18 protein-coding genes are annotated in these 25,072 nt (G+C 58.4%); 9 read left to right on the top strand and 9 right to left on the bottom strand.

Annotated elements, in window-relative coordinates; genetic code table 11:
- Nucleotides 1-924, bottom strand: a complete 924-nt coding sequence (locus FAES_RS16765) for a sugar phosphate isomerase/epimerase family protein (RefSeq protein ID WP_015332424.1) — start codon at nucleotides 922-924, stop codon at nucleotides 1-3.
- 241 nt (nucleotides 925-1,165) lie between these two features.
- Between FAES_RS16765 and FAES_RS16760 the strand changes: the two genes are divergently transcribed.
- Nucleotides 1,166-1,780, top strand: a complete 615-nt coding sequence (locus tag FAES_RS16760) for a deoxynucleoside kinase (RefSeq protein WP_015332423.1) — start codon at nucleotides 1,166-1,168, stop codon at nucleotides 1,778-1,780.
- A 3-nt stretch (nucleotides 1,781-1,783) separates the two neighbouring features.
- On the opposite strand, the gene FAES_RS16755 is transcribed toward FAES_RS16760, so the two are convergent.
- The 7 genes from FAES_RS16755 to lpxK form a co-directional block, all read right to left on the bottom strand.
- Nucleotides 1,784-2,707 (bottom strand): EamA family transporter, encoded by a 924-nt coding sequence (locus FAES_RS16755; RefSeq protein WP_015332422.1) that lies wholly within the window; start codon nucleotides 2,705-2,707, stop codon nucleotides 1,784-1,786.
- A 111-nt stretch (nucleotides 2,708-2,818) separates the two neighbouring features.
- A complete protein-coding gene (locus FAES_RS16750; protein ID WP_041258007.1) occupies nucleotides 2,819-3,439 on the bottom strand; it encodes an RNA-binding domain-containing protein in 621 nt (206 codons plus the stop codon).
- 303 nt (nucleotides 3,440-3,742) lie between these two features.
- Nucleotides 3,743-6,073: a T9SS type A sorting domain-containing protein gene (locus FAES_RS16745; RefSeq protein ID WP_015332420.1), complete on the bottom strand. Its 2,331-nt coding sequence runs from the start codon at nucleotides 6,071-6,073 to the stop codon at nucleotides 3,743-3,745.
- A 248-nt stretch (nucleotides 6,074-6,321) separates the two neighbouring features.
- Entirely contained in the window at nucleotides 6,322-9,798 is a 3,477-nt protein-coding gene (gene ileS, locus FAES_RS16740; protein ID WP_041259072.1) for an isoleucine--tRNA ligase, read from the bottom strand.
- A 111-nt stretch (nucleotides 9,799-9,909) separates the two neighbouring features.
- The gene (locus FAES_RS16735) at nucleotides 9,910-11,076 is read right to left on the bottom strand and encodes a transglutaminase domain-containing protein (RefSeq protein WP_015332418.1); all 1,167 of its coding nucleotides are present in this window, start codon (nucleotides 11,074-11,076) and stop codon (nucleotides 9,910-9,912) included.
- Between the two features lie 20 nt (nucleotides 11,077-11,096).
- Nucleotides 11,097-13,208, bottom strand: a complete 2,112-nt coding sequence (locus FAES_RS16730) for a putative porin (RefSeq protein WP_015332417.1) — start codon at nucleotides 13,206-13,208, stop codon at nucleotides 11,097-11,099.
- A 107-nt stretch (nucleotides 13,209-13,315) separates the two neighbouring features.
- Entirely contained in the window at nucleotides 13,316-14,359 is a 1,044-nt protein-coding gene (gene lpxK, locus FAES_RS16725; RefSeq protein WP_015332416.1) for a tetraacyldisaccharide 4'-kinase, read from the bottom strand.
- A gap of 104 nt (nucleotides 14,360-14,463) precedes the next feature.
- On the opposite strand from lpxK, the gene menC reads away from it, so the two are divergent.
- Entirely contained in the window at nucleotides 14,464-15,552 is a 1,089-nt protein-coding gene (gene menC, locus FAES_RS16720; protein WP_015332415.1) for an o-succinylbenzoate synthase, read from the top strand.
- 36 nt (nucleotides 15,553-15,588) lie between these two features.
- Nucleotides 15,589-17,262, top strand: coding sequence for a M1 family metallopeptidase (locus FAES_RS16715; RefSeq protein WP_015332414.1), 1,674 nt, complete (start codon nucleotides 15,589-15,591; stop codon nucleotides 17,260-17,262).
- A 1-nt stretch (nucleotide 17,263) separates the two neighbouring features.
- On the opposite strand, the gene hemF is transcribed toward FAES_RS16715, so the two are convergent.
- The gene (hemF, locus tag FAES_RS16710; protein WP_015332413.1) at nucleotides 17,264-18,181 is read right to left on the bottom strand and encodes an oxygen-dependent coproporphyrinogen oxidase; all 918 of its coding nucleotides are present in this window, start codon (nucleotides 18,179-18,181) and stop codon (nucleotides 17,264-17,266) included.
- A 209-nt stretch (nucleotides 18,182-18,390) separates the two neighbouring features.
- Between hemF and FAES_RS16705 the strand changes: the two genes are divergently transcribed.
- The 6 genes from FAES_RS16705 to FAES_RS16680 all read left to right on the top strand — a co-directional run bounded on the left by FAES_RS16705 (nucleotide 18,391) and on the right by FAES_RS16680 (nucleotide 25,072).
- Nucleotides 18,391-19,764 (top strand): site-specific integrase, encoded by a 1,374-nt coding sequence (locus FAES_RS16705; protein WP_015332412.1) that lies wholly within the window; start codon nucleotides 18,391-18,393, stop codon nucleotides 19,762-19,764.
- A gap of 2 nt (nucleotides 19,765-19,766) precedes the next feature.
- Nucleotides 19,767-20,450, top strand: a complete 684-nt coding sequence (locus FAES_RS16700) for a helix-turn-helix domain-containing protein (RefSeq protein ID WP_015332411.1) — start codon at nucleotides 19,767-19,769, stop codon at nucleotides 20,448-20,450.
- A 112-nt stretch (nucleotides 20,451-20,562) separates the two neighbouring features.
- Nucleotides 20,563-23,007: a hypothetical protein gene (locus tag FAES_RS16695; RefSeq protein WP_015332410.1), complete on the top strand. Its 2,445-nt coding sequence runs from the start codon at nucleotides 20,563-20,565 to the stop codon at nucleotides 23,005-23,007.
- Between the two features lie 5 nt (nucleotides 23,008-23,012).
- Entirely contained in the window at nucleotides 23,013-23,828 is an 816-nt protein-coding gene (locus tag FAES_RS16690; protein WP_015332409.1) for a hypothetical protein, read from the top strand.
- Between the two features lie 3 nt (nucleotides 23,829-23,831).
- Nucleotides 23,832-24,386, top strand: coding sequence for a hypothetical protein (locus FAES_RS16685; protein WP_015332408.1), 555 nt, complete (start codon nucleotides 23,832-23,834; stop codon nucleotides 24,384-24,386).
- Nucleotides 24,365-25,072: a hypothetical protein gene (locus FAES_RS16680; protein ID WP_015332407.1), complete on the top strand. Its 708-nt coding sequence runs from the start codon at nucleotides 24,365-24,367 to the stop codon at nucleotides 25,070-25,072. Before FAES_RS16685 ends, FAES_RS16680 begins: the two co-directional genes overlap by 22 nt.

Here is a 25,072-nt window from a genome sequence, read left to right as displayed (position 1 = left end):
TTAGACAAAGACCCGACGGGCCACCGCCAGATCGGCTTTATGCGCCGCTACCCCATCCAGGGTGTTGGGCGATCCTTTCTCAAGGCATTGTTCGAGCACGACCAACGGCCTGACGCCCAGTTGCCTAATGGTCGCCATCAGCTGGTTATAGTCGATGTCGCCGGTGGGGGAGAAGGTCTCCGCCCAGATGCCCCCGTTCGACTGCCGGACGTGCATCGAGGCGATGCGTTTGCCGTATAGCTTTACCACGTCGAACAGCGCGACCTGCGAATTTTCAGAGCCCCGGTACACCCAGTGGGCATCGAGGCACAGCTTTACGTGGTCGGGGTTGCTGCCGAGCATCATATGGTGAAATTCGCGGGCGGCGGCGCGGTGTTCGGGCGCGTGCGTATGGTAGGCCAGCGTAAGCCCGCGCTGCCGCAGGGCTGCCCCCAACCGGTCGAGGTTGCGCAGTTGTTCGTCGAGTTGCGCGTCGGATTTGTTCTCGGCTGACCCCCACTTGATGGGGTTGGGATTCGTCACGATGAGGCGTGTCCCGAGGGGTTTCACGGCATCCGCAATCGCCAGCGCCGTCGCAATCGACGTGTCGGCCTCGGCCCGGTTGTGCAGCGAGCTATTGACGTAGATAGACGGCATCGTTAGCCCGTATGTTTTCAGCAATGGGGCCAGCGTCTTCGCCGCGGCGGGCGAATCGAGGCTGGGTTCGTAGGCCGTAAAGCCCGAAGCCACAAAATCCCGCATCGACGCATCGGGGTCGTTCATCCATTGTTTACCCGCCCGCTCGTAGAACGTCAGCCACGAATACGAATTACAGGAAAGGGGCAGCGGGGCGGCAACAGCTGACTGCACCAGCGACGGCGCGGTGGCGAGGGCAGCAGTACCCAGCGTGAGAGACGTTATAAACTGGCGGCGCGACGGGTTCATGACAGGAGGCGAATCGTGATCTGCCTGTAAAAGGCAACTAACCCCTAAAGTTCACGGCTTTAGCCGACTTACGACGGTATTTAGGTCAACTCCAACCCAACTGCCCGCCGCCGGGGCCCCTTTACATAGGGTCGGCTAACGGTACCTAGCCAAAAAGATTGTCCCGCTTTGTGTTGGCAAAACGGTGCCGATACCGGATTTTTGAGGCCGTCTAACGGATCCATCAACTTCATTCGCGTTCATGCACATTGCGATTACCGGAAATATCGGCGCCGGGAAAACGACCCTCGCCCAACAGTTAGCGGCCCATTATGGCTGGGATGTGCTCTACGAAGCCGTGGAAGGCAACCCGTATCTCGCTGATTTTTACGGCGACATGGCTCGTTGGTCGTTTCACTTACAGATCTATTTTCTGAACAGCCGGTTTGAGCAGGTACAGAAAATCCGTGAGTCGGGGCGAAGCGTGATCCAGGACCGGACCATCTACGAAGACGCCTACATCTTCGCCAAGAACCTCTACGACACCGACCTGATGGTGCCCCGCGACTACGACACGTACCGGTCGTTGTTCGATAACATGCTGAGTCTGGTGCGCCCGCCCGATCTGATGATCTACCTGCGTGCCGATTTGCCGAAGCTGATTGGGCAGATCAAAAAACGGGGGCGCGATTTCGAGCAGGCGATGAGCCCGGCGTACCTGCAAAGCCTGAACCTGCTGTATGACCAGTTTGCCGAGCACTACCAGGCAGGCGAGTTGCTGGTGATCGACGTGAACGAGCTGGACTACGCCAACAATCCCGACGATCTGCAACACGTGATCGGGCTCATCGATCGGCAATTGGCCGTGAAGGCGTAGGCATTATTTGCGCCCCAGCGTGAGCAGCACCACGCCGATCAGCGCTACGCCGGCCCCCAGCAGCGACCGGCCCGAGAAGACCTCACCGGCAAACAGAACGCCCAGCAAAACCGCCACCACCGGGTTCACGAAGGCGTAGGTCGACAGAAGCGAGGGCGTAGCGTTGCGGGCCAGCCAGGCATAGGACGAGAAGCCGATGATGCTGCCAAAAATAACCAGGTACAACACCGACCACAGCGCTTTGGTTGGCGCAATCAGAATGCTGAACACGCCGACGGGCTCGGTGAGAAGGCTGATAATCAACAGGAAAAAACCGCCTAGCAGCATCTGCATGCCGCTGGCCAGCGTTTGACCGGGTTGCGGCAGTCGGGGCGTGAGTAACGTACCCACGGCCCACGACAGATTGCCCGCCGCCACCAGCGAGGTGCCGATCAGGTTGGCGTGTACCCCGCCCGTACTCACGAGCCGGTCGGGCTTGATAAGCAGGTAAATGCCAACGACGCCCACCCCGACGCCCAGCAGCGACAGCGTCGTGGGCCGAACCCGGCCAAACCAGAGCCAGTTCAGGATCAGCAGAAAGATGGGCAAAAGCCCCCCCAGCAGCGCCGCCATGCCCGTCGGGATGTATTGCACGGCGATCGTCAGCGCGCCGTTGGCGATCGTCAGCAGGAAAAAGCCAATCAGCGCCGTCGACTGCCAATGCTGCCGCGTTGGGCGTTTGCTGCCCGTCAGCCGGGCATACCCGTAGAGCAGGCTCCCCGAGACCAGGTACCGAACCGACGCCATGTAGAGCGGGGGCATCTGCTCGGTCATGAAGTGGATAAACAGGTAGGTTGACCCCCAAAGCAGGTACACGGCCCCTAAAGCCGACCACAACTGAACGCGGTCGGGCTGCCTGACGTCGGAACGGGGCGAATCAATAGTCATGCTGATCGATGATACTCTGTTGGCGAATATCGACCCTGCAAAAGTAGCAGTATCCGGAGCGTTGGCTCGTTGGCTATGAACAGGCTTATAGTTTTCCTTGAAAAAAGAAAACTAGCCGTCTTTCTTGAGTGAGAAATGCGCTGGTCGTGGCTTGTCGACCATCAGGAGCACCCCCTGCCGGGTGAGGTCGTGCAGCAGTTTGTTGGCGCGGTACGTAGAGATGTTAACCAGCTTGGCGAGCCGGGCCGCCGTGATGCTGTCGCTCTTGCGCAAAAACTGAAGCAGGTTCTTCACCATTGTCGTCTGCAACAGTTGCTGATTGACCTCGTTGTCATCGATCAACAGGCGCTGCGTCGGCACCGATTTGTCGCGTTGACGCACGTAGATCGTGCGTTCGTTATGCTCGTTGACCGCCGTGTGGGGTTTTTCGTCGCTTTCGGGCACGGTCACCAGCAGCACATTGCGCCCCTCGTGCCTGACGATCTCATAAGCGACCGACAGCGGCGGCTCGATCAAAAAATCAGTGGCGCGTTCAATAATCTGCATTTCCCGGTATTCGGAGTCGATACCCACCGCTCGGCCGTCGTCATCAACGCCGATCAGGATGGTACCACCCGAGGTGTTGGCAAAGGCCGCAAGGGTCCGGGCAATGCGATAAGCGCTGGATAACGTGCGTTTGTATTCAATCTGAATACCTTCGCCCTGCTCTAAGTAGGGTGCTAATCGCTTCATTGGATAAGGTTTGGATAGATAACCATAAACGAAGGCCGGTTGTGTTGCCCGATCCATCGACCATCGGCGCAACCCACAGCCAAACCGGGTAGCCACGAAAAACAGAGTCAGGCCTGCTCTGAGCATAGGGCTCAAAGCAGGCCTGCATCATTTGGATAGTAAGAAATAGTTGGATAAGCGTTGATAGGGCGCCACCAAGTTGTTGACTACAGGTAAGCGAGGCCAACTACGTAAGTGACGTATCAAACGTATTAAGACATGTTAGTTTTACCAAATTAAAATTTATGTATTTCTACTAAGTAACTACCTTACTATTTTGTATGTTTTGGTCTGTTCATTGAAAACAACTTGTAGAAGATAAATACCGGTAAGATTACTACGGATATTTAATTTCTTATTTCTAGTAACGTTAGGGAGTACTTGGTTGCTTACCTCTGAGCCAGTGACCGTTAGTACGCGTAGCTGTACCGGGTTCGGGCTATCTATGAGGAATTCAACCCAAGTATCGCCGTTGCTGGGGTTCGGGTAAACGCGCAGAAGATCGTCGATGATGGGCTCCGTGGGGGTGGGTAACAGCACCGTTACGGCATTGCTGTTGAGGACGGTGCCTGGTCCACACTCATTACTGATACTGCTGAGGGTGATTGAGCCGGGGCGGGGTGCCGGAAACGCGACGACGGCGGGGCTGGCCGTTGCCGAGAACGTAGTGCCATCGGAAAAGCTACCGCGCCAGGGCGACGAACCGCTGAGGTTGAGCGTGACCGAAGCCGGTTGGCCCGCCACTACCGAAGCCGAACCGATGACGGTTGCCGTAGCCGCTTTCAGGAGGGCAAACGACGAACTGGCCACCACGTCGGCGTAGGGCAACCCACGTGATACCAGCCGCAGCCGATAGCCGCTGCCCGCGCTGAGTGTGGCGGGTAGTGTGACGGTCTGATTCTTGGTCAGTGGGAACGTACCCAGCACCGTGGGCGCCGTGAAATTGCCCGCCGCGTCGGAGAGTTGCAACTCGACTTGCCCGGCGCTCTTGGTGGTATTTTCGATGGTGGTAGTAACCGCCAGCGAGCCTCCCGCGCAAACAGCCCCGGTCGAGGTGAGCGACACCGACAGCCGGGGGCGCGCGCCTACCTGCACGGCGTACTCATCGGCCAGACAGCCCCGCCCGTCGGTAACCCGGAACGTACCCGACTGATTGACCGTGCGGATGGTGCGGCCCGTTTGCCCATTCGACCAGGTGTAAGTGGCTGCCTGCCCGTTGCCCGGCACGCTGGCGCCCGTCCAGGAGGCCGTCAGGGCCAGCGTATCGCCATATTCTACTGCCAGCGTCTGGCGGCGGTTTACGTTTTTGACCATTGTAAACCGGTCTTTCACGCCGCTGGGGGCCACCCACTGGGCATCGAGCCGGTTCTCGGCCACGTCGATCAGCATCGAGCCGCCCTCGTCGGTATAGCTATACACCATCGCTTTGTGGGGGTAATTGGGTGCCCGCCCGGTATTGGCCCCGCCCGACCCATTCACGACGTACACGACGCTGCCTTTGGCGGGCAGAATCGGGCAGGAGTTGGCCGACCCGTCGTAGCGCCCCGTGCTGCTGTCGACAGCCATGGTCCGTTTGTCGAAGGTAGTCGACAGGCCCCGATGCCCGCGAATCTGGTAGGTACGTTCGTAGACGTGGCTATGGCCGCTCAGCACCAGATCGACGTTGTAGCGCTCAAAAATGGGCGTCAGGCGTTCGCGGTTCAGGATCAGGTCCTGCTCGGTATCGGCGTTGCGCGAGCCCTGGGTATAGGGCGGGTGATGGAAGAAGATGACCGTCCAGGGCTTTTTGTTGGCGGCAAGGTCGCGCTTAAGCCACTGAATCTGGGTGCCGGTGGTGTCCCAGATGCGGTGCTTACCCGCTTCATTGCCAAACGAATCGAGCGAAATCAGGTGCACCGGCCCGTAATCGAGCGAATAATACGACGCTGATCCCGACGGCACGCCCCCCGCCTCGCCGCGCTGCGGATGGCTGGTCAGCGCGTAGTAGGGTACGTTGAAGTCGTTGTTGTCGTCGTGGTAGTCGTGGTTGCCGGGGGTCGCTACCGCGGGCAGGTTGCGCAGGTACGTTGGGTAATAGTCGAAGACATAGCGCTGGTACTCGTTGTCAGTGCCGCTGGAGTAGGCATTGTCGCCCAGCCACACCCACAGGTCGGGTCGGCGGGTTTTGCTGGCTTCGACAAACGATTCGGTAGCCTGTTTCTGCCGTTCCGAGCCCGTCCCGAAATCACCCAGCACCCACAGCCGCACCGGCGCCACCGACGTGGGGGCGGGGGACGTAGTGAAAAAATAGGAGGCGTCGGGCGTGAGCAAATCGGTTGCCGACGTACCCACCACGTACCCGTAACGCGTGGCGGGTTGCAGGCCCGTGATGGTCACTACGTGCTCGGTGGTTGACTGGCCGTCGGTTGCCTGCCGGGCAAGGTTATCGCCAAACCGGACCCGGCTGTCGGTGGGCTGATCGGTGCGCCAGCGGACCACGATGCTCGTTGGCGTTACGTTTTGCAGGTAAGGCCCGCGCACGATGGTTTGGGCCACACCCCACCACGGAGCGACGAAGAATAGGACAACGAGGGCAAAACGTAGTGTAGCGTTCATCACTTGGGCGTGTAAGGATGTGGCAAAGGTACAACAAACAAAAAAGCCCGGTCGCAGGGCGGCTCGGGCTTATTGATCTAGTATGTATGTACTCTTTGAGGCTGTTGGCAATCACAAATATGGGTACGCAATAAGTAGCAAATGCCGTGCCAGATTTTGGTTAACCGTTTGATATTTACCGGTTAACGTTAACCAGCGCGAGAAAAGAATGCGTCAGCCAACGTTAACTGGTAAACATCAAACGCACCTTATGCTTTCTCCACGACGACTTTCAGCACGAACTCGTCCATCTCGATCTCGACAGACGAGCCGTTGAGGCCCGTGACCAGATCGAGCGCCACGGCCTGCACTTCCTGCTGAATGTACGCTTTGTTGGCTTCCACGGCGGCAGCCAGCAGGTCGTCGTTACGTTCCAACTGAATCCGAATCTTGTCGGTTACCTCAAACTGCTGGTCTTTGCGCAGGTTCTGAATCCGGTTCACCACGTCGCGGGCGATGCCTTCGCGGCGCAGTTCGTCGGTCAGGTTCACGTCGAGGGCTACCGTCAGCGGGCCGTCGGCGGCCACCACCCAGCCGGGGATGTCTTCCGTCAGTATTTCCACGTCGGTGAGGGCAATCGTGAAACCACCCAGATCAATCGTCTGGGTACGTTCCAGTTCGGCCAGTTGGTCGCCCGTCATGCCGGTAATGGCAGCCGCTACCTCTTTCATCTGCTTGCCAAACTTGGGGCCGAGCGCCTTGAAGTTGGGCTTCACTTTCTTCGTCAGGATGCCGCTGGCGTCGTCGACAAATTCCACCGCCTTCACGTTCACTTCGCTCTGGATAATCGGGGCGACGTGCTCGATTTGCCGCCGCGTGTCGGGCGTCAGTACCGGGATCATCAGACGCGACAGGGGTTGACGCACCTTCAGTTTGTGCCCTTTGCGCAGGCCGTGGACCATCGAACTGATCTGCTGCGCCAGCGCCATCGACGTTTCCAGATCGGTGTCGATCCAGGTGTCGTCGGCGGCGATCCAATCGGTAAAGTGCACCGAATCGTGCTGGAAGAACGCATCCGCGCCCGCTTCGCTGCCAGTGGCTGGCGTAGCGGTTTGATCGTCCGACCGGCCCGTCAGGTTGCGGTATAGCCAATCGGCGTAGAATGGGGCGATGGGCGACATCAGTTGCGCTACTGTCGAGAGGCAGTGGTGCAGCGTTTGGTAGGCGCCGCGTTTGTCGGCGGTCAGCTCACCATCGGCGGAGGCACCGGTCCAGAAACGCCGTCGACACAGCCGCACGTACCAGTTTGACAACTGATCGTTGACGAAATCCTGCACCAGCCGCCCCGCTTTCGTGGGGTTGTAGATGTCAAACTGCTCGGTGACTTCTTTGATCAGCGTGTTCAGCTTCGACAGAATCCAGCGGTCCATCTCGGGCAGCTGCTCGCGCGGGATGCGGCGATCGGCCGACTCGATTTGGTACCCGTCGAGGTTGGCGTACAGGGCGAAGAAATTGTAGGTGTTGGTGAGCGTCCCGAAGAAGCGGCGCTGCACCTCCACGATGCCGTCGAGGTTGAATTTGAGGTTGTCCCAGGGCTCGGCGTTGGTGATCATGTACCAGCGCGTGGCGTCGGGGCCGTATTGACTCAACGTCGCGAACGGATCGATGGCGTTACCCAGCCGCTTCGACATTTTGTTGCCGTTCTTGTCGAGCACCAGGCCCGTCGAGACCACGTTTTTGAACGCAACCGAGTCGAACAGCATGCCCGCGATGGCGTGAAGCGTAAAGAACCAGCCCCGCGTCTGATCGACGCCTTCCGAGATGAAATCGGCCGGGAAGGCTTGGTCAAATACGTCTTTGTTTTCGAACGGATAATGCCACTGCGCGTAGGGCATCGCGCCCGAGTCGAACCACACGTCGATCAGGTCGGGCTCGCGCTGCATCAACTGCCCCGACGGCGACACGAAGTAGATCTCGTCGGAGTAAGGGCGATGCAGATCGAACGTCCCCGCCGCGTGCGCTGCCAGGAAGGCCTCGTTTTTAGCCCGTTGGTCGTCGGTCAGCACGTCGGATTGCTGCGCCTGTTGTACGTATTCCAGCAACTCGGCTACCGAGCCAATGCATACTTCCTCGTGGCGACCGCCAACGGCCGACTCGCTGCGCCAGATCGGCAGGGGCGTGCCCCAGTAGCGGCTGCGGCTGAGGTTCCAGTCGACGAGGTTTTCGAGCCAGTTGCCAAACCGACCCGTGCCCGTGCTTTCGGGTTGCCAGTTGATGGTTTTGTTCAGTTCCACCAGCCGGTCTTTTACGGCCGTCGTGCGGATAAACCAGCTATCGAGCGGGTAGTACAGAATGGGCTTGTCGGTACGCCAGCAGTGCGGGTAGGGGTGTTCGTACTTCTCGACCCGAAACGCCTTGTTTTCTTCTTTCAGCTTGATGGCGATCAACACGTCGGTGGGCCGGAAATCCGGGTCGGCGCGCTCCTCGTCGCTGTAATATTCTTCCTTCACGTACCGCCCGGCGAAGTCGGTGATCTCGTTCACAAACCGGCCCTGCCGATCCACCACAGGTACGTCCTTGCCGGTGTCGTCCTTCACCATGATCGCCGGTACGCCATTCTGCTGCGCTACCCGGAAGTCATCGGCCCCGAACGTCGGGGAGGTGTGCACGACGCCCGTACCGTCTTCGGTGGTAACAAAATCGCCCAGAATCACCCGGAAGGCCTTGCCTTCGGTGGGCTGCACGTACGGCATCAACTGCTCATACTCGATGCCCTCTAGGTCCTTGCCTTTAAACTCCGACACCAGCGCCCAGGGCTGCGTTTTGTCGGTGGGCAGGTAGGCATCAAACGCCGCCGCACTGTCGGGGCTCTCCACGCGGCTTTTCTCGTTGAACCAGCGACTCACCAGCGCTTTGGCCAGCACCACATGCACCAGCTGATGCGTGTAGGGGTTGATGGTTTTCACCAGCACGTAGTCGATGTTGGCGCCGACCGTGAGGGCCGAGTTGGCGGGCAGCGTCCAGGGCGTGGTGGTCCAGGCCAGGATGTACACGTCGGCATCGCTCGAGTCGAAGAACAGGAAGCCCGACTTACCGTTGGGTTTCACCTTGAACTGCGCCACGATGGTCGTGTCTTTCACGTCCTTATACGTACCGGGCATGTTCAGTTCGTGCGAACTGAGGCCCGTACCCGCTTTGGGCGAAAACGGCTGAATGGTATAGCCTTTGTAGAGTAACCCCTTGTCGTAGAGCTGTTTCAGCAGCCACCAGATCGACTCGATGTACTCGTTGCGGTAGGTAACATAGGGATTGTCGAGGTCGACCCAGTAGCCCATGCGCTCGGTCAGGTCGTTCCACCGGTCGGTGAATTTCATGACCGCCTCGCGGCATTTCTGGTTGTATTCCTCAACGCTGATGCTTTTGCCGATGTCGTCTTTGGTGATGCCGAGTTCCTTCTCGACCTGCAATTCGATGGGCAGGCCGTGGGTGTCCCAGCCGCCCTTGCGGTTTACCTGAAAGCCCCGCAGGGTTTTGTAACGGCAGAAAATGTCTTTAATGGTCCGGGCCATCACGTGGTGAATGCCAGGCATCCCGTTGGCCGATGGTGGCCCTTCGTAAAAGGTAAATGTGGGTTGTCCGTCGCGGATCGCCACCGACTGTTCGAACGCACGGGTCCGTTTCCAGTGCGCCAGCACGTCATCGGCCACCCGGGCATAATCCAGATTTTTGTATTCGTTATAAAGCACGGTGCAAACGGGAATGTCAGGCCGCAAAGATACGGCATAGTTCAACCTGATAAGGTTTTCGCAACCGTATAGGTTTCCGGGCGGGCTGTTGTCGTCCACCCAATGCATTGATTAATCGGCAGAGAGTTTCGTAAACCAGATTACCCGGCCGATTTTACTTTTTGTTAAATAAACTGCCAACCAGGCATCATACTTACGGAGGTTAATGTCGAGGCCATCAATCGCTTTAACGAGTTCCTTTTGGTTGGCAGCCACTTCGTTTGTCGGCCGTTTAATTCCAGCGAGGCCTTCCCTTGCCTGTCTGCACAGTTGAATCGGCCGTTTGAGCATTGCGTCGAGTGTACTATCAGGAAGCGTCGGTTTAAACTGTTTATTCAGGAACGATATAAATAGGTTATAATGGTTGACCGCCTCATTAAAGTAGACAGACGACTGAGAAATCTTAGCGTGGTTCAGCTGGACGATATTGAATTCGGCAATAGACAGATAATGAGCAACGATCGAATTTAAAGGCGATTGGCTGCGAATTCGGTCCGTGGTGGTAATCAATTGATCCAGTGAGTCAAGTTTACTATACGCAATGATAAATTGGTTGTAATCAACGGGTTTCTGAGTTGGTATTGGCGTGGGTTTGGCATTGTCAAAGAAGCTGTAGCTCATGGGGGTGCTCAGCAATTGCCAGATCGGATCAAACGGCATGTGCGTTTGGAGAAAGACCTGAGGATTACAGGCAAAAAACGTCAGTGAGGGACGCTGATAGAAGCGATTGTTTTGAACGTGGCCTGCATCCCAGGTAGGGTCAAAAAGTTGCCACACGCTGTTTACCTGAATGACGCACCAGGCGTGTGGCACATAATCAAGTTGATCATGCTGTCGGGTGTAGCCGACTACTTCATGCGATGTCAAACCCAATCGATCGGCGATTGCCCGAAGTACAGCTACGTAATCTGAACAGACCCCCCGTTTAGTGGCCAACGTAATGGCAGTAATCGTTTCTTGATCTTCTTTTTTCGTGAACTGTACTGAATATAGTTTGTCAACATCATAGCTGATCGTCGATGTTACCCATACATAAGCAGCCTTGAGGCGACTTGCGTCATCTTTGTAAGTCATCTTAATAGCCCGCGCTAAACTATCTAGTTCGCTGATAGTTACTGGCCTACTGTTTTGATAAGTGCAGGCTAACCTGGTTGACGCACCTCTCTTTTCGGCACGGGCGTTTGACCATAGACAAGCGAGCAGGCTGATGAGCAACAGAGGAGAAAACGGACGTTTCATCGGCAGGATAGTTAAGCGCCTTAATCAAACAGCAGCCAGTCGACGCCGAAGCCGAAGCCGCGTTGGAGTTGCAGGAAGCCGGGGGCCACGAAATAGCCGGACGGGCTAAGAATACCCTGATTGGCGTGGTTTAGTTTCACGAAGAAACGGACCCGGTTCACGCGCATGTTGGCAAAGACATCGGCGAGCAGCGCGCCTTCCACGAGTTGTCCCTCCTGCAAATAGTACTGCTGCGTAACGGGGTTGTAGGCGTTGCCATAATAGGCCGACTTGTAATGAAGCTGGACACCCGTCTGGATGTGCAGCACCTTGGCGTAAATGAAATCGTACTGGATGCGGCCGTTGAAAAAGAACGTCGGCACCCGCAGCACGTCGTCACCCGCGTTGAGCGTGTAATACGACTGCGCACTGGCCTGAAAACGCGAACGGGTGTAGGTAGCCCCCAGCCCGAGCCGCAACATAGTAAACGCCCCTGACTGCGCCGGTCGGGCCTGCCGGTCGAAATACACGTAGTTGTCGATAAGCCAGAAATCGGCGCCGGGCGTGACGAGCCAGTTTTTAGTACGCACAGTCAGTTGCCCGTAGGCGTGCTGGGTACGTTGGAACTGGTTGGCCGTGTTGGTCCAGGTAAGGCTCTGCACGTTGCTGATGAACCGCTGGGCGATTAGCGGCGGCGCGGCCTGCACCGACGTAAACCCCACCGTGAAATACTTGCTTTCCAACTGCCCGTTGAGCCGGAACGCACCCGTGTTGGTCGAGCCGATGTCGGCCACCAGAAACTCGCCTTCCGCCGTTAGGCGCGAGAGGCTGTCGGGAAAATAATAGCCGACCCAGCCACCGATGTAGTTCTCGAAGCTGTTGCGCGTGTCGTAGCGTTGCAGCGATGGCGTGTTGCCCACGGCGGTTTCCGAACCGGTTCCGGTGACGAGTGTAGTCGAGAGCACATTATAATCACCCTGCTGACTGTAATACCGGGGGCGGTAATAGACCCGGTAGTTGTAGGCGGCGCCCCGGCGGGTAAAGATGCCCTTCACGCCAAACGTGTTGTCGATCGACTGCCAGTAGACATCCTGCTGAATGCGGGTGCTGTCGCCAAACCGAGCCCGGATAAACGCGCTACCATCCCCGCCAACGGAACGGGTATCGTAAAAGCGGGAAAAGTTCTGATTCTCCACGACGGCGTCGTCGCGGTAGTTGTTGATGCGGGTGAGGTAGTCTAGTTTGTGAAAGAACTGAATACCCTGCGCCGGGGCGTATTGATGGTAGAGATGAATGGCCGTGCGCCGTTCCCAACCCAGTGTTGCGGCTAGTTTGGCTTGCCCTTCGTAATCAATCGTGATGCTATCCTGGCCGGGCAGCGGACTGTTGGGGATGTTGCCGCCCTGCTCCGGGAGGCTGTGGTTCATGTGATTCAGGTGTGCCAGCAGCACATAGCGGTCGTCGGCTGTCCGGTAGTTGCCGTGCAGCAGTACCCCCCAGTTCTGCGCCAGCAGGCGCTGGGTCTGCGAGGTGCTGCCCGGCAAGCCAAACTGCCGCTCCGAGGTGAAGCGCTGAATGGCGAAGCCCGCATTGAGCCGGGGTGTGATGTTCTGGTTAAAGTCGAAGTTCAGGATGTTCTGGTTGCGCCCGCCCAACACCAGATACAGATCGGTAAACGGCGATTTAGTGTCATAGTAACGTACCTGATCGGTCTGGTAGCCGAAGGGCGAAAACACATAATAGCCCTGCTGCGCGCCGATCTGCGTGGGCGTGTTGTAATAAACGGGCCGTAGGGGTGTACCCAGGTTACCGAGGTCGGTCAGCAGGTTTTTATTGCGTTGAGTAAACTCAAACTGATGCACACCCACCAGCGCCGTATCGGTCAGGTACAGCGTTTTGCGGTTGTTGAAGACATCACTCTCCAGAAAAAACCGGGTCGTTTTGGGGCCGTAGATCACCTTCGTCGAGTCGTCGATGCCCACGCCCGGCCCCTGCCCGCCGGGTCGGCCGGCGCCACCACCCGGAAAGGTGCCCCCCGTGCCGGGAAAGCCATTGCCCGTTTGGGTGCCCGTCGTCGGGAAACCGGTTTGTTGAGCCTGCAGGTTGGTGAACCAGCCAAGCAGGAAAAAAAGGACGAGAAAACGATAACGCATGAAAAGGGACACCTGGAGTCGGCAAGCTCAACGAGCAAGCTGAGCTTACGACGCTGAGCCTGCAAAGGTAAACCAAACGACTACAGCGGCGGTAGTGTGGTGACTAGTTAACGATTTTTAAGCGTACCCAGTACTAAGCTGGCCAGAGCCGTGGCGTCGGCTTCCTGCCAGAACTGCATCGCAACGGGCAGGTAGGCTAGTGGTCGGGCGGCTAGCTCGTCGGGTGTCAGGAGCGCCGCCAGTTTCACCCGGTCTTTTTCGGTGGTCAGCAGGGTATGGCCCGTCGGCAACGTACCCAGCAGTTGGTCGACGTCGGCGCGGGTGTAGGGGTGGTGATCGCCGTAGGCAACGTGCAGCACCAGCCCCCAGGTGTCGCGCACATACTGCTCGAGTGGGCGGGCATCGGCCAGGCCCGACACCAGCAACACCGGCGCGTTAGGTTCGTGCGGCGCCTGCGTGCCAAACCGGCGGGGTGTGTCGTAGCGCAGGCCCGCAAACCAGACGGGCACGGCCGGCCGGGCATAGCGCCGGATCTGGGCCGTCATGTCGGCCCGTTCGGTGGGCGTGGGGTCGTGGGGGCATTTGGTCACGATCACGGCGTCGGCGCGGCGCGCACCGTGTCGCCGTTCGCGCAGCCGCCCACCCGGGAACGGCTCGTCCCGATAAAAAGGGCGGTTGTAATCCATCAGCAGCAGATTCAGGTGGGGGCGCACCGCCCGGTGCTGAAAGGCGTCGTCGAGCACCACCGTGCCGATGGCGGGCTGCTCGGCGGCGAGGTGTTGCAACGCGTTGGATCGGCGCTCATCCACGACGACTGTAACTTGATCGCCAAATGTCTGGTACAGTTGCAGGGGTTCGTCGCCCAGCGTCTCGGCGGTATCGGTGGGGGTGGCGAGCCGAAAACCGCGCGTTTTTCGACCGTAGCCTCGACTGAGCGTAGCTAACTCACCCGTCAGGGCCGGATCGACGTTTAAGAGGTACCGTAGCAGGTACGTGACGGCCGGCGTTTTGCCCGTTCCGCCGACCGTCAGGTTCCCAACGGAAAGGCAGCATTGTGAGGGTGTGAAACTAGCCAGCCAACCCGCGTCGTAGAGCGAATTGCGAAGGTCAAGAAGGCCTCCGTAGAGCGAGGAAAGGGGTTTTAATACCAATCAGGATGTAACGCTTTAGGTAATAATTTCGTAACATGTTTTTGCTGATGGGCCAAAAGTAGTAGTTTTAACCGTCCCTTATTTCTACGCCCACCCTCGTCCCAATGAGTCTCCAGGTCAGCTACCTGAAATATACCCTGCACTTCACGTTCGAGGCCGGCACCTCGCGGGGGACGCTTACCCAGAAAGACTCCTACTTCCTTCGACTGGTCGATACCGACCAACCCGACGTGGTTGGCTATGGCGAGTGCGGTCCCCTGAAAGGCCTTAGTCTCGACGATCAGCCCGACTTTGAGGCCCGCCTGGCCGACTACTGTTCCTACTTCAATCAGCTTGATCTTCAGTTGTTTGACTGGAACGTACCCATCGTGCTGAATCAGCTCATCAGCCAGCAGTATCCGAGTATTCTGTTTGGGTTTGAAACGGCCATGCACGACTTTTTGTCGGGGGGGAAACGGTTCATCCGCGAGAACGAATTCGTACACGGTCGGCGGGCCATTCCGATCAACGGACTGGTCTGGATGGGCTCCCACGAGGCCATGCGCGCGCAGATCGACCAGAAGCTGGCAGCGGGCTATACCACCATCAAGCTCAAAATCGGGGCGATCGACTTCGATCAGGAATGTGCGCTGCTCGGTTATATCCGCGAACGCTACAGTCCCGAGCAGATTACGCTGCGGGTGGATGCCAACGGCGCGTTCCGGCCCGACGAGGCGATGACCAAGCTGGAACGGCTGGCCCAATACGGACTGCATTCGATCGAACAACCCATCAAACCCGGTCAGCACGAGCTGATGGCCGAGCTATGCCGCCACACGCCCGTGCCCATCGCCCTCGACGAAGAGTTGATCGGCCACATGGAATACGTCGACAAATTTCGGCTGCTGAAGAAAATTCAGCCGCAATACGTCATTCTGAAACCGACGTTGCTGGGCGGCCTGCGGCACTGCGACGAATGGATCGAACTGGCCAATCGCCTCAGCATCGGCTGGTGGATCACCTCGGCGCTGGAATCGAACATCGGCCTCAACGCCATTGCCCAGTATGCGGCCCAGTTCAAGAACCTCATGCCGCAGGGCCTGGGTACGGGGCAGCTTTATCATAACAACATCGACAGCCCGCTACGGATCGATCACGGCACGCTCCGGTATGATCCCGCTGTTTCCTGGCACCTGAATGGAATCAGTCTGTAAAGCCGCACCGGGTTGCGGCTTTCTTGTTTAACGCCTATGACAACGCTTTCTTCTCGTTTCAAAACCAGTTTGGCCTGCCTGGCGGGTACGTTGCTTGCCCTGTCGGCACAGGCCCAATCGGGCGATCTGCTGCCGGGGGCGGGTGGCTTTACCCGCGCCGATACGCTGCGCGGTACGCTCACACCCGAACGTACCTGGTGGGATCTGCGCCATTATCACCTTCAGGTACGTGTCAACACCACCGACAGCACCATCAGCGGGCGCAACGACATCCAGTACAAGGTGCTGAAGGCCGCGCAGGTGCTTCAGATCGACCTTCAGCGGCCGATGCGGCTGGTTCGGGCCACGCAGGACGGGCAGGAACTCGCGGTGCGGTCGGAGGGCAACGCGCACTTTGTGACGCTGCTGAAAAAACAGCAGCCCGGGCAGACCGAAACCGTGACCGTGGAATACGATGGTAAGCCGATCGTGGCTAAACGCCCGCCCTGGGACGGTGGCTTCACCTGGGCGCGCGACGCCAACAAAGACTGGTTCATTGCCACCTCGTGCCAGGGGCTGGGGGCCTCGGCCTGGTGGCCCTGCAAAGACCACATGGCCGACGAGCCCGATTCCATGCTCATCAGCGCGACTGTGCCCCGGCCCTACATGGACGTGTCGAACGGTAAACTCCGCCGCGTGATCGATAACGCCGACAGCACCCGTACGTTTGAGTGGGCGGTGGTCAATCCCATCAACAACTACGGCGTCAACCTGAACATCGCCCGGTACGTAAGCTGGACCGACACGCTGCGGGGTGAAAAGGGCGTATTGCCGCTGTCGTTCTATGTGTTGCCCGCTTTCGAGCAGGCGGCGCGGCAGCAGTTTCGGCAGGCCAAAACCATGTTGCATGTGTTTGAGCATTGGTTTGGTCCGTATCCGTTCTACGAAGACGGCTACAAACTGGTGCAGACGCCCTACCTAGGCATGGAACACCAGAGCTCGGTGACCTACGGCAACCGGTTTCGGAACGGCTACCTCGGCAATGACCTGTCGGGTACGGGCTGGGGGCTGAAATTCGACTTTATCATCATCCACGAGTCGGGGCACGAGTGGTTTGCCAACAACATTACCTACAAAGACATCGCCGACATGTGGATTCACGAGAGCTTCACGGCCTATTCGGAATGCCTGTTTGTGGAATCGCTCTACGGCAAAAACGCCGGGGCGCAGTACGTAATCGGCACGCGGGCCCGCATCATGAACGACCGGCCCATCATTGGCACCTATAACGTCAACCACGAAGGCTCCGGCGACATGTATTACAAAGGCTCCAACATGCTCCACATGATCCGGCAGTGGGTGGCCAACGACGAAAAATGGCGGCAGATTTTGCGCGGGCTCAACAAGACGTTTTACCATCAGACCGTTACGACGCAGCAGATCGAGACGTACCTGATCAAGCAAACGGGCCTGCCGCTGCAACCGCTGTTCAACCAGTACCTGCTCGATACCCGCATTCCCGTGCTCGAATACAAGCTTAGCAAGGACGGGGTGGCCTACCGCTGGGCGAATTGCCCTGCGGGCTTCACCATGCCCGTGCGCCTTTGCCTGAATGAAACCGGCCCCCGCCGGCTACTGACGCCCACCACGACCTGGCAGACACTCAAACAACCCGACGTCAAAGCCGTCACCGTCGACGCCGATTATTACGTAATCGTGCGCGGCCTGTAAATCACACCCAGTCGACGCCCTTCCGCAGCCAGGCGAGGGTGTCGGCTTCGGGCGAATCGGGTTCGGGCTGGTAGTCGTAGATCCAGTTGGCCATCGGCGGCATGCTCATCAGGATCGACTCGGTACGGCCGTTGGTTTCGAGGCCAAATTTGGTGCCCCGGTCCCAAACCAGGTTGAATTCCACGTACCGGCCCCGGCGCAATCCCTGCCAGCGTTGCTCACGCTCGGTGTAGGGCAGATCGCGGTTCTGCTGCATGAAGTGGGTGTAAATGGGCGCAAAGGCCTCGCCTACGCCCTGCCAGAACGCCATTAGCTCCGCTTTATTCGTCGTATCCGTTTCGGTCAGGTAATCGAAGAAGATGCCGCCGATGCCCCGCGTTTCCTGCCGGTGGGGGATAAAAAAATAATCGTCGGCCCAGGTTTTGAATTTGGGGTAGTAGGCCGGATTATGGTGGTCGCAAACGGTTTTGAGTTGCTCATGAAACCAGCGTGCATCGTCGGGCACTACGTAGTGCGGCGTCAGGTCAATACCGCCCCCAAACCAGTACTGCCCCGTGCTCATCTCGAAATACCGGATGTTCATGTGGATGATCGGCACGCGCGGGTTGCGGGGATGCAGCACAATCGATACGCCCGTTGCATAAAAAGTGGGTGGGGCGTCGGTGGGCTGATCGGTCAGGTTCAACTGGCGCAACGTGGCTGCTGAGGCCTCGCCGTGAACGGCCGAAAAGCCTACGCCGCCCTTTTCGATGACCGTGCCCTCCGACAGCGTGCGCGACCGGCCACCGCCACCACCGGGCCGTTGCCATTGGTCTTCCCGAAAGCGCCCGGTACCGTCGGCGGCTTCCAGCGCCTGGCAAATTCGATCCTGTAACCCCTGCAGGTACGTTGTAATCTGGTCGCGTGTTGGTTGCTCCATAACAGAAAAGGCCCCCGAACTGGGAGCCTTTTGTGACCACGAGTGGACTCGAACCACCATGCCTTGCAGTAACGGGGGTTCTAGTCGTCATTGGCCGATAACTCCGGTCAAATGTTCTATTTTCGCACAAATATACAGGTTTATGGCCGGTACGCTTCGACATCGTCAGGCATCAAACGGCCGACTTGTTTAAACCACCGTCGTTATTCATGTCGCGTACCACCGCACATAAAGAAGGGCTTGCCACGGTCAACGTAATCTACTATACGCAAAAGACGCTGGCTGATGGGAGCCACCCGTTTATGGTCCGGGTCACCAAGAACCGCCGCTCCAAGTACGTGGCCACGGGCCTGTCGCTGCCCGCCAAGCACTGGGACGACAAGCGCGCCACGATTCGGCGCACGCTGCCCGACGCGGAGCGCGACGAGCTGCTGACCGAAATCGACAACTGGGAAAAACGCTACAAAGCCGCCGCCAAAACCCTGCAACTCAAAGGGCCTCACACGGCCGAGGACGTGCTGGCGGAAGCCAATCAGCAGCGGGGCAGCAGCACGGGGCCAACGGTGATGCTGTTGCCGTTTATCGATCAGGTCGTCGCTGAACTCCGCGAGGCGGGGCGCATCGGCACGGCGGGCGTCTACCAACAACTACGCAACCGGCTGGCCGTGTTTCTGGATAACATCGACGTGCCGCTGTCCTGGGTCGACGTGCGGTTTTTAAACCGGCTGGAAACCTGGATGCGGAAGGAAGGCCTGAGTGAAAACACCATGCGCCAGCGCTTCTCCTCGCTGCGAAAACTGCTTAACCTGGCCATTGCTGAAAAACAGTACGACGCGTCGGCGTACCCCTTCACGGAACGGGCCGGGGAGAAGCACCGGTTCTCCATCGCCAAATTCTCGGCCGACACCGAGCCGCGCGCCATATCAGTCGAACAGCTGGAAGCCTTCATTGGGTACGTACCCGTGGGCACCCACACTAAACAGGCCGACGGCGATTACTGGAAGATGAAGAATGCCCACCAGGTCGTCTGGCTTCAGTACGCCAAGGACCTGGCGCTGTTCTCCTACTACGTGGCGGGCATCAACTTCGTGGACCTCATTCACCTGCGCTGGCGCGACATCCGCCCCGATCAGGATGGGGTCGTGCGGGTGCACTACACCCGCCGCAAGACGAAAGGCAAGTTCCGGCTTAAGCTGCTGCCGCCAGCGCGGGCGATCATTGACCGCTACCGACCTGTGGGCAAATGGGATGACGAGCAGTACGTGTTTTCGTTTATCCTCAACCGGCACACCCACAAAACGCCCAAGCAGATCGAAACCCGGCGCAAAGACACCTCCGACCGCATCAACGTGAACCTGAAAACGATCGCCGATGCGGTAGGCATCGATCCTGAAGACTTCACATTCTACGTATTTCGGCACACGATGGCCACCACGCTCCGCAAAAAGAAAGTGGCGGGCTCGCTGATTTCCGACCTGATGGATCACGCCACCGAAGAACAGACCAACACCTATTTCGCACCGTTTGGGGATTCGGAACTCGACGATGCCATTGATCACCTGCTATTAACCCCCCAACCCTGACCATGGTCGAGTATAAGTTTACCCCTGAACAACTCAAAGAAATCGGTATGCGGCTCCGGCAGCTGCGGCGGGAAAAAGACCTTAAGCAGCACGAGCTGGGCGAACTGTTCGGTTACGCCGCCTCGGGCCGACAAACGCTCATATCGTCGCTGGAAAACGGCCGGGTGCCCATCGGCCGGCTGACGGTGGATCTGTACGTGAAGCACCTGGGCGCCTCACGGGCGTACATTCTCCACAACCAGGGGCCGCACTTCACCAGCGTACAGCGCGCGAAAACCAACCCTACGGAAGCCAAGCGCGGTAACCTGAAGCTGGTGCTGCCCGACAGCCTGGCCACTTTTCACGCCAGTCGGGGTCGGCAGGGGTTTACCTACTACGTGCATCCGCTGCTGAACGACGAGCACGTGGGCTTTGTGCTGGGCTCGGTACCGCCCCCGCGTTTGCTGGCCGACACGCTGCTGATTACCCGGCTGGTAACCGAGGACGAATTGCCGCCGCTGGGCGCCTTGCTGGTGGTCCGCACGGCCGAAGGTTTCGAGATTGGCTGGCTGGAAAAGATCGTGCAGGAGTATCTGGTACTGGAAACGGCAACGGGGCGTCAGTCGGTACGCAAGCTGCAGCGACCCTACGTGTACCAAACGTACCGCATCGACGCGCCGCTGGGCATCAGTGGCCCCACCCTGTAACGGGTTGCGCCGTAGCGGCTGTTCTTTTCGTCGTCGTGTCTGTAGTCTCGTACCGCGCAAGCTGTGGAGCGGATAGCTTTGAGTAGTTCACCCCTATGGGGTGCTGCTTTCCATGCAAACGCTACTCCAGCAACACGAAGAAAATTACCGCAGCGCGCTGCTGGGGCAGTCGGGGGTACCCGCCCCGGTCTACGGTGCCATTACCAGTTACACCAGCCACGTACTGAACCAGCCGGTGCTGACCTGGCGCGATGCGTTTGCTAAAAAACCGGCTGAGTTGATTCGGCATTGCCAGCAGTTATCCGACGTGATGCTGCTCAATCCGCATCCGCTCTACGGGTCACACAATCCCAACAAGCCCTATCAGAGTGAGGTTGCCGCCGGAAAACTGCGTAGGGATGATTACGACCCCATGCTGTTGTTGTTTGGGCAGGGGCCGGTGCTACCCCTGAAGGACAATCATTTTTTCGAGGAAGCCAAAAAGACGCTTATCGCCCAGATCATCGGGCAGCCCATTGAGTTTTCGGCCAGCAACATTAGCCAGGCCTTCGCCAAGCAGTCGATTCTCGACGATGCCGATCGTGGCGCGGCCATGCTGACACAGGCGCTTTTTGGGCAGATGGCCAGTGAAGGGGACGGGGCCGCCCGCGCGCTGATCAACCCCAAGATTAAGGTACCCAAAGCCCCCGACGACTGGCTGGCTTATGCGACAGGTGTCGAGCAGGTGGAGGGCATCATGACCAAGCTGCTCAAGCACCTGACGTTTCAGCCCTCGTTTCGCCGGATGGTGCGCGCCACGCTGGGCCACAAATTTGATCTGAATGCCCAGGCCGTCCACCTGGACGTGCGCAAAGGAACCGAACTGGTGGCTGAGCCGGTGCACCCCAACCAGGTGCGGTGGCTGTCGGGTGGGCGACCGATCGAGACGCTGCACGACCCGAGCGTGTTTGCCTGCCAGGTGAACGACTACATGACGCTCTCGGAGCTGTTCAATCGCTACGGCACCACCTATTTCACCAAACCGGGAACGGGACTGAAGGGCGTCTTTTCCTTTTTCGAGTCGCTGGAAAACACCCGTAAGTACGGTTTACCCTACTACGACCCGCACGCCTCGTACTTTACCGAGCAGGGTTATTCGGCGCTGTGGACCCCGGATGGTTCGGCCGTGCCCATGCAATACAACTGGATGAACAACCTGTTTTATCCGGCGTACTACATGGGCAATCGCCTGCAGCGGCAGATGCTGGTGCAACGCAACTACTTTACCATGCTGCGCGAGAAACGGTTTCTGGTGCATAAGGTGGAGAACGGGCAGCGGAGCCGCCCCACCAAACGCGAAATCGAGGCCTGGCGCGTCAACCGCGCCAACATCAGTCATTCGATTGACTTCTCGCCGCTGGCCGACAAAGACAAAGGCGCGGGTGGGCTGGTGATGACCTACGGTAAACCCGAGTTGTGGACGTTTCTGCGCGTGGGCCACGCCGACTTTTTCGACATCGGGCCATATGAGCACCAACCCGACTGGGCTACTGACACCTCCGAGCGGGACCGCATCAACTGGCCGATCGCCCTGCGGGTGTCTTACGATAAGTCGATGGTCAAACTGGGGGAAGAGGATGCCGTCAAGGTGAACATCCTGCACCAGAAGATCAACCAGTTTGTCGCGGGCATGGGCTACGAGGAGGCACTGATTGTCGACGACGTGCACGGGCATGATCCGATCACCTACCTCTACAACATCAAGCAGTCGGGCGTCGTCCGCATTGATTCGAGCGAGTACGAACGCAACAACCCCGCCGCGCTCAAACACCTGACGACAGTGAAAGTGTCGAATGACCTGAAGCAGATCGCCGATCTGTTCATGATGATTCGGACCATTAAGCAGGGCTACGAGGTGCGGGTCGGCAACGGCGCCGACGTGCAGGGAGCGGGTAACCCCTACCAGTCGGCCACCAAACAGCAGATGAATCTGGCCGGGCAGCAGCTGCTGAACGTCGATTTCAACATGGAGCACAACGACCTGATGACCCAGGTCCTGCAGACGGCGGCCGATATCCTCAAGTTTCTGTACGCCAAAGACGCCGATATGGTGGTGCGGTTGTCGGAACGTGAGCAGCAGGTACTTCGATTGACGACCAGTCTAAGCCTGGCTGACTTTGGGATCTACCTGCAATCGGGTAAGTCGCTGGCCGACAAAAAGCAACTGTTGACCGAAATGGTCAAAATTATGGCTGCCAGTGCGTCCGCCGAAGAATACGAGGCGCTGATGACCATTCAGGTGGAAGATAACCCCACCGAGGGGCTGGCCAAGCTGCGGCAGATCAACCAGCAGCAGCAGCAGCGTAAGGCCGACGAAGCCGCAGCGGGTCAGAAAACGGCCGAGATCCAGTTGCAACAGCAGCGCGAAAAGCAGCAGTTCGATTTGGCGCTTCAGGAGAAGAAGAACGAAGGCGACAAAGCCGTTGCCGAGATCAACGAGCGCAAAGAACTCAAGCTCAAAGAAATGGAGCTGGACTACAAGCGCGAACACGAAAACGAGTCAACCAATAAATCCTAATTGATATGTTTACTGCGCATGAGGCCAAGCAACTGGCCACCACGTATAGCCCTGAGCGGCTGGAGTTAAAGACCATCCTGGCGGCCATCGAACAGGCAGCTGACGGTGGCGACCTATCGCTGGGCGGCATGGTGCGCGTCTCAGCGGCGAATAAAACCCTGTTGGAAGAAGACGGTAAGTACACGCTGACGCCCGTGGAGGGTCTGGACGACTATTACATGGTCAGCTGGAAGGATGCCACCGAGCCGCCCGTCGATGAAACCCTTCAGGCGCTGTATGACGCCAAGACAAGTGGTATTGTAGGTGTAAGGTCTGGTTCGCCGATGATAGGAGAGGAGTCTACGCCGTCTGATCAGCTCCCGCCCACAACGCCCGATGGCGAGGTAATGACGGCCAGCCAACAAGGCTACAAAGAGTGGGATCAGTCACTGGTCACCGATGCTAAAACTGAGGGGGCTGAATCCAATTCGCCCACTACTGGCGACTCAACGGATGATAAGACCGGGCAAGCGGTCCCCGATCCGATAGTTCCACCGGTGGGCGGTTCGGCTGACGACGCTGAGGCGGGAAATGAAGGCGCGGGTGATAATAAATCGGCCGATGATAGCCAGCAGGACGGTGCACAGCAGGACGGTGCACAGGGCGATAGTGACCAAGTCAACAACGGCCAGGGTGTCGAAGAGGGCGGTGACAGCAGCCAGGGCGACGGCAACCAAGGTGATGGCAGTCAGGGTGATGGCAGTCAGGGTGATGGGGGTACGCAGGCACCGCCCGCAAAATCATCGCGTCGTCGGGCGCCTGCTGCGCCAAAATCCGAATAAGGCATGGTCATTTTTGATCCCGAGGCTGGCTTTTCCTTCGTCACCGACGTGGTGTTGCAAAAGCCAGCCCTGCAATCAATCTATAACCGCTGGGGGGATGCCGGGCTACACTACGTGGCCTGGTTTTCCCATCCCCTGCTGCTGCGCCACCTCACGGCGGATGCCGACCGCGACGAACAGGTGATCGACACCCTGCGGCAACGGGGCATCAACAAACAAGCGAGTGGGCGGGCAACCTACCCTACCAAACTCTACACCGATAAGCTGTTTCCCGAGGCCGCCAAGGAACTCTACAGCTTCCTGCAAATGCCGAGTCTGGAACGCTGGCTGAGCTTAACCGAGGAAATCATTTCCTGTAACCAGACGCTGACGGCCATCAAGCTCGACGCCAATAAACCGGACGAAATTACCAAGAATATCAAAAGTAAAACCGACCTCAACAAGTACCTCAAAGACCTCACTAAAGACCTGGCCGAACAGGAAACGGAGTTAGTTCGGGCGCTGGGTACGGGGGGGATGATTTCGCTCGACATGATATGGAACAATCTGACAGCCTAAGTGTGCATCCCGACTCGCTGCGCGCGCTGGCCATGCGGGTGCAGCAGAACGTCTATGGTGGAGCGGTTACCGACGACGCCACGATCGGCATTCGGGAAATTGAGGATCTGCTCATCGAGCAGTACGCGTTTATTCGAAAAAGCGGCGATGCGCTGGAGTTTCGCAATAATCTGGCGGCCGATCCCCAGCGCATCGTTACCCGCACGGTGACGCTGAGCCGCGTTGATGAGCCGACCATGACGCCCTCCCAGCAGCTGCATCGCCGCCGCGCAACGATCGGTACCTACGCCAACCGGGGCGGCACTTCCTACATCACGGGTGTGCTGGTGGGCAGTACCTCCTTCGTGCCGGCTGGAACGGTAGCCTCCCTGGAGCGCACCGCTAAACTCACCCGGCGCGGCGCCTACGTGCACGTGGGGCCGTACCTGGAAATCTTTCACGGCCCCCGCACGCTGGCCGTGTCGCAGGTGATCGTCAGTGGCGTCCCGGCCAACCCGTTCACCGGGGGCGTCGAGGCCGACATCAATGATCCGCTGCGTTGGCTGTGGCCCATGCCCATCGGGCTGGACGACCGGGCGGTGATGGTCGAGCGGGCTGAAATCCGGCTCAAAGGGGGTGCGGTGGCCACCTTTCAACGCAAAGACCAAATCAATAACGGCACTGAAAACGCCCTCAACAAACCCTAG

This window comes from Fibrella aestuarina BUZ 2 (genome assembly GCF_000331105.1).
Taxonomy (GTDB): Bacteria; Bacteroidota; Bacteroidia; order Cytophagales; family Spirosomataceae; genus Fibrella; species Fibrella aestuarina.
This window is presented reverse-complemented; position numbering and strand designations above follow the sequence as displayed.

Coding starts and splice junctions, on each gene's coding strand:
- FAES_RS16765 (WP_015332424.1), bottom strand. CDS start 924: ATGAACCCGTCGCGCCGCCAGTTTATAACGTCTCTCACGCTGGGTACT.
- FAES_RS16760 (WP_015332423.1), top strand. CDS start 1,166: ATGCACATTGCGATTACCGGAAATATCGGCGCCGGGAAAACGACCCTC.
- FAES_RS16755 (WP_015332422.1), bottom strand. CDS start 2,707: ATGACTATTGATTCGCCCCGTTCCGACGTCAGGCAGCCCGACCGCGTT.
- FAES_RS16750 (WP_041258007.1), bottom strand. CDS start 3,439: ATGAAGCGATTAGCACCCTACTTAGAGCAGGGCGAAGGTATTCAGATT.
- FAES_RS16745 (WP_015332420.1), bottom strand. CDS start 6,073: ATGAACGCTACACTACGTTTTGCCCTCGTTGTCCTATTCTTCGTCGCT.
- FAES_RS16735 (WP_015332418.1), bottom strand. CDS start 11,076: ATGAAACGTCCGTTTTCTCCTCTGTTGCTCATCAGCCTGCTCGCTTGT.
- FAES_RS16730 (WP_015332417.1), bottom strand. CDS start 13,208: ATGCGTTATCGTTTTCTCGTCCTTTTTTTCCTGCTTGGCTGGTTCACC.
- menC (WP_015332415.1), top strand. CDS start 14,464: ATGAGTCTCCAGGTCAGCTACCTGAAATATACCCTGCACTTCACGTTC.
- FAES_RS16715 (WP_015332414.1), top strand. CDS start 15,589: ATGACAACGCTTTCTTCTCGTTTCAAAACCAGTTTGGCCTGCCTGGCG.
- hemF (WP_015332413.1), bottom strand. CDS start 18,181: ATGGAGCAACCAACACGCGACCAGATTACAACGTACCTGCAGGGGTTA.
- FAES_RS16705 (WP_015332412.1), top strand. CDS start 18,391: ATGTCGCGTACCACCGCACATAAAGAAGGGCTTGCCACGGTCAACGTA.
- FAES_RS16700 (WP_015332411.1), top strand. CDS start 19,767: ATGGTCGAGTATAAGTTTACCCCTGAACAACTCAAAGAAATCGGTATG.
- FAES_RS16695 (WP_015332410.1), top strand. CDS start 20,563: ATGCAAACGCTACTCCAGCAACACGAAGAAAATTACCGCAGCGCGCTG.
- FAES_RS16690 (WP_015332409.1), top strand. CDS start 23,013: ATGTTTACTGCGCATGAGGCCAAGCAACTGGCCACCACGTATAGCCCT.
- FAES_RS16685 (WP_015332408.1), top strand. CDS start 23,832: ATGGTCATTTTTGATCCCGAGGCTGGCTTTTCCTTCGTCACCGACGTG.
- FAES_RS16680 (WP_015332407.1), top strand. CDS start 24,365: ATGGAACAATCTGACAGCCTAAGTGTGCATCCCGACTCGCTGCGCGCG.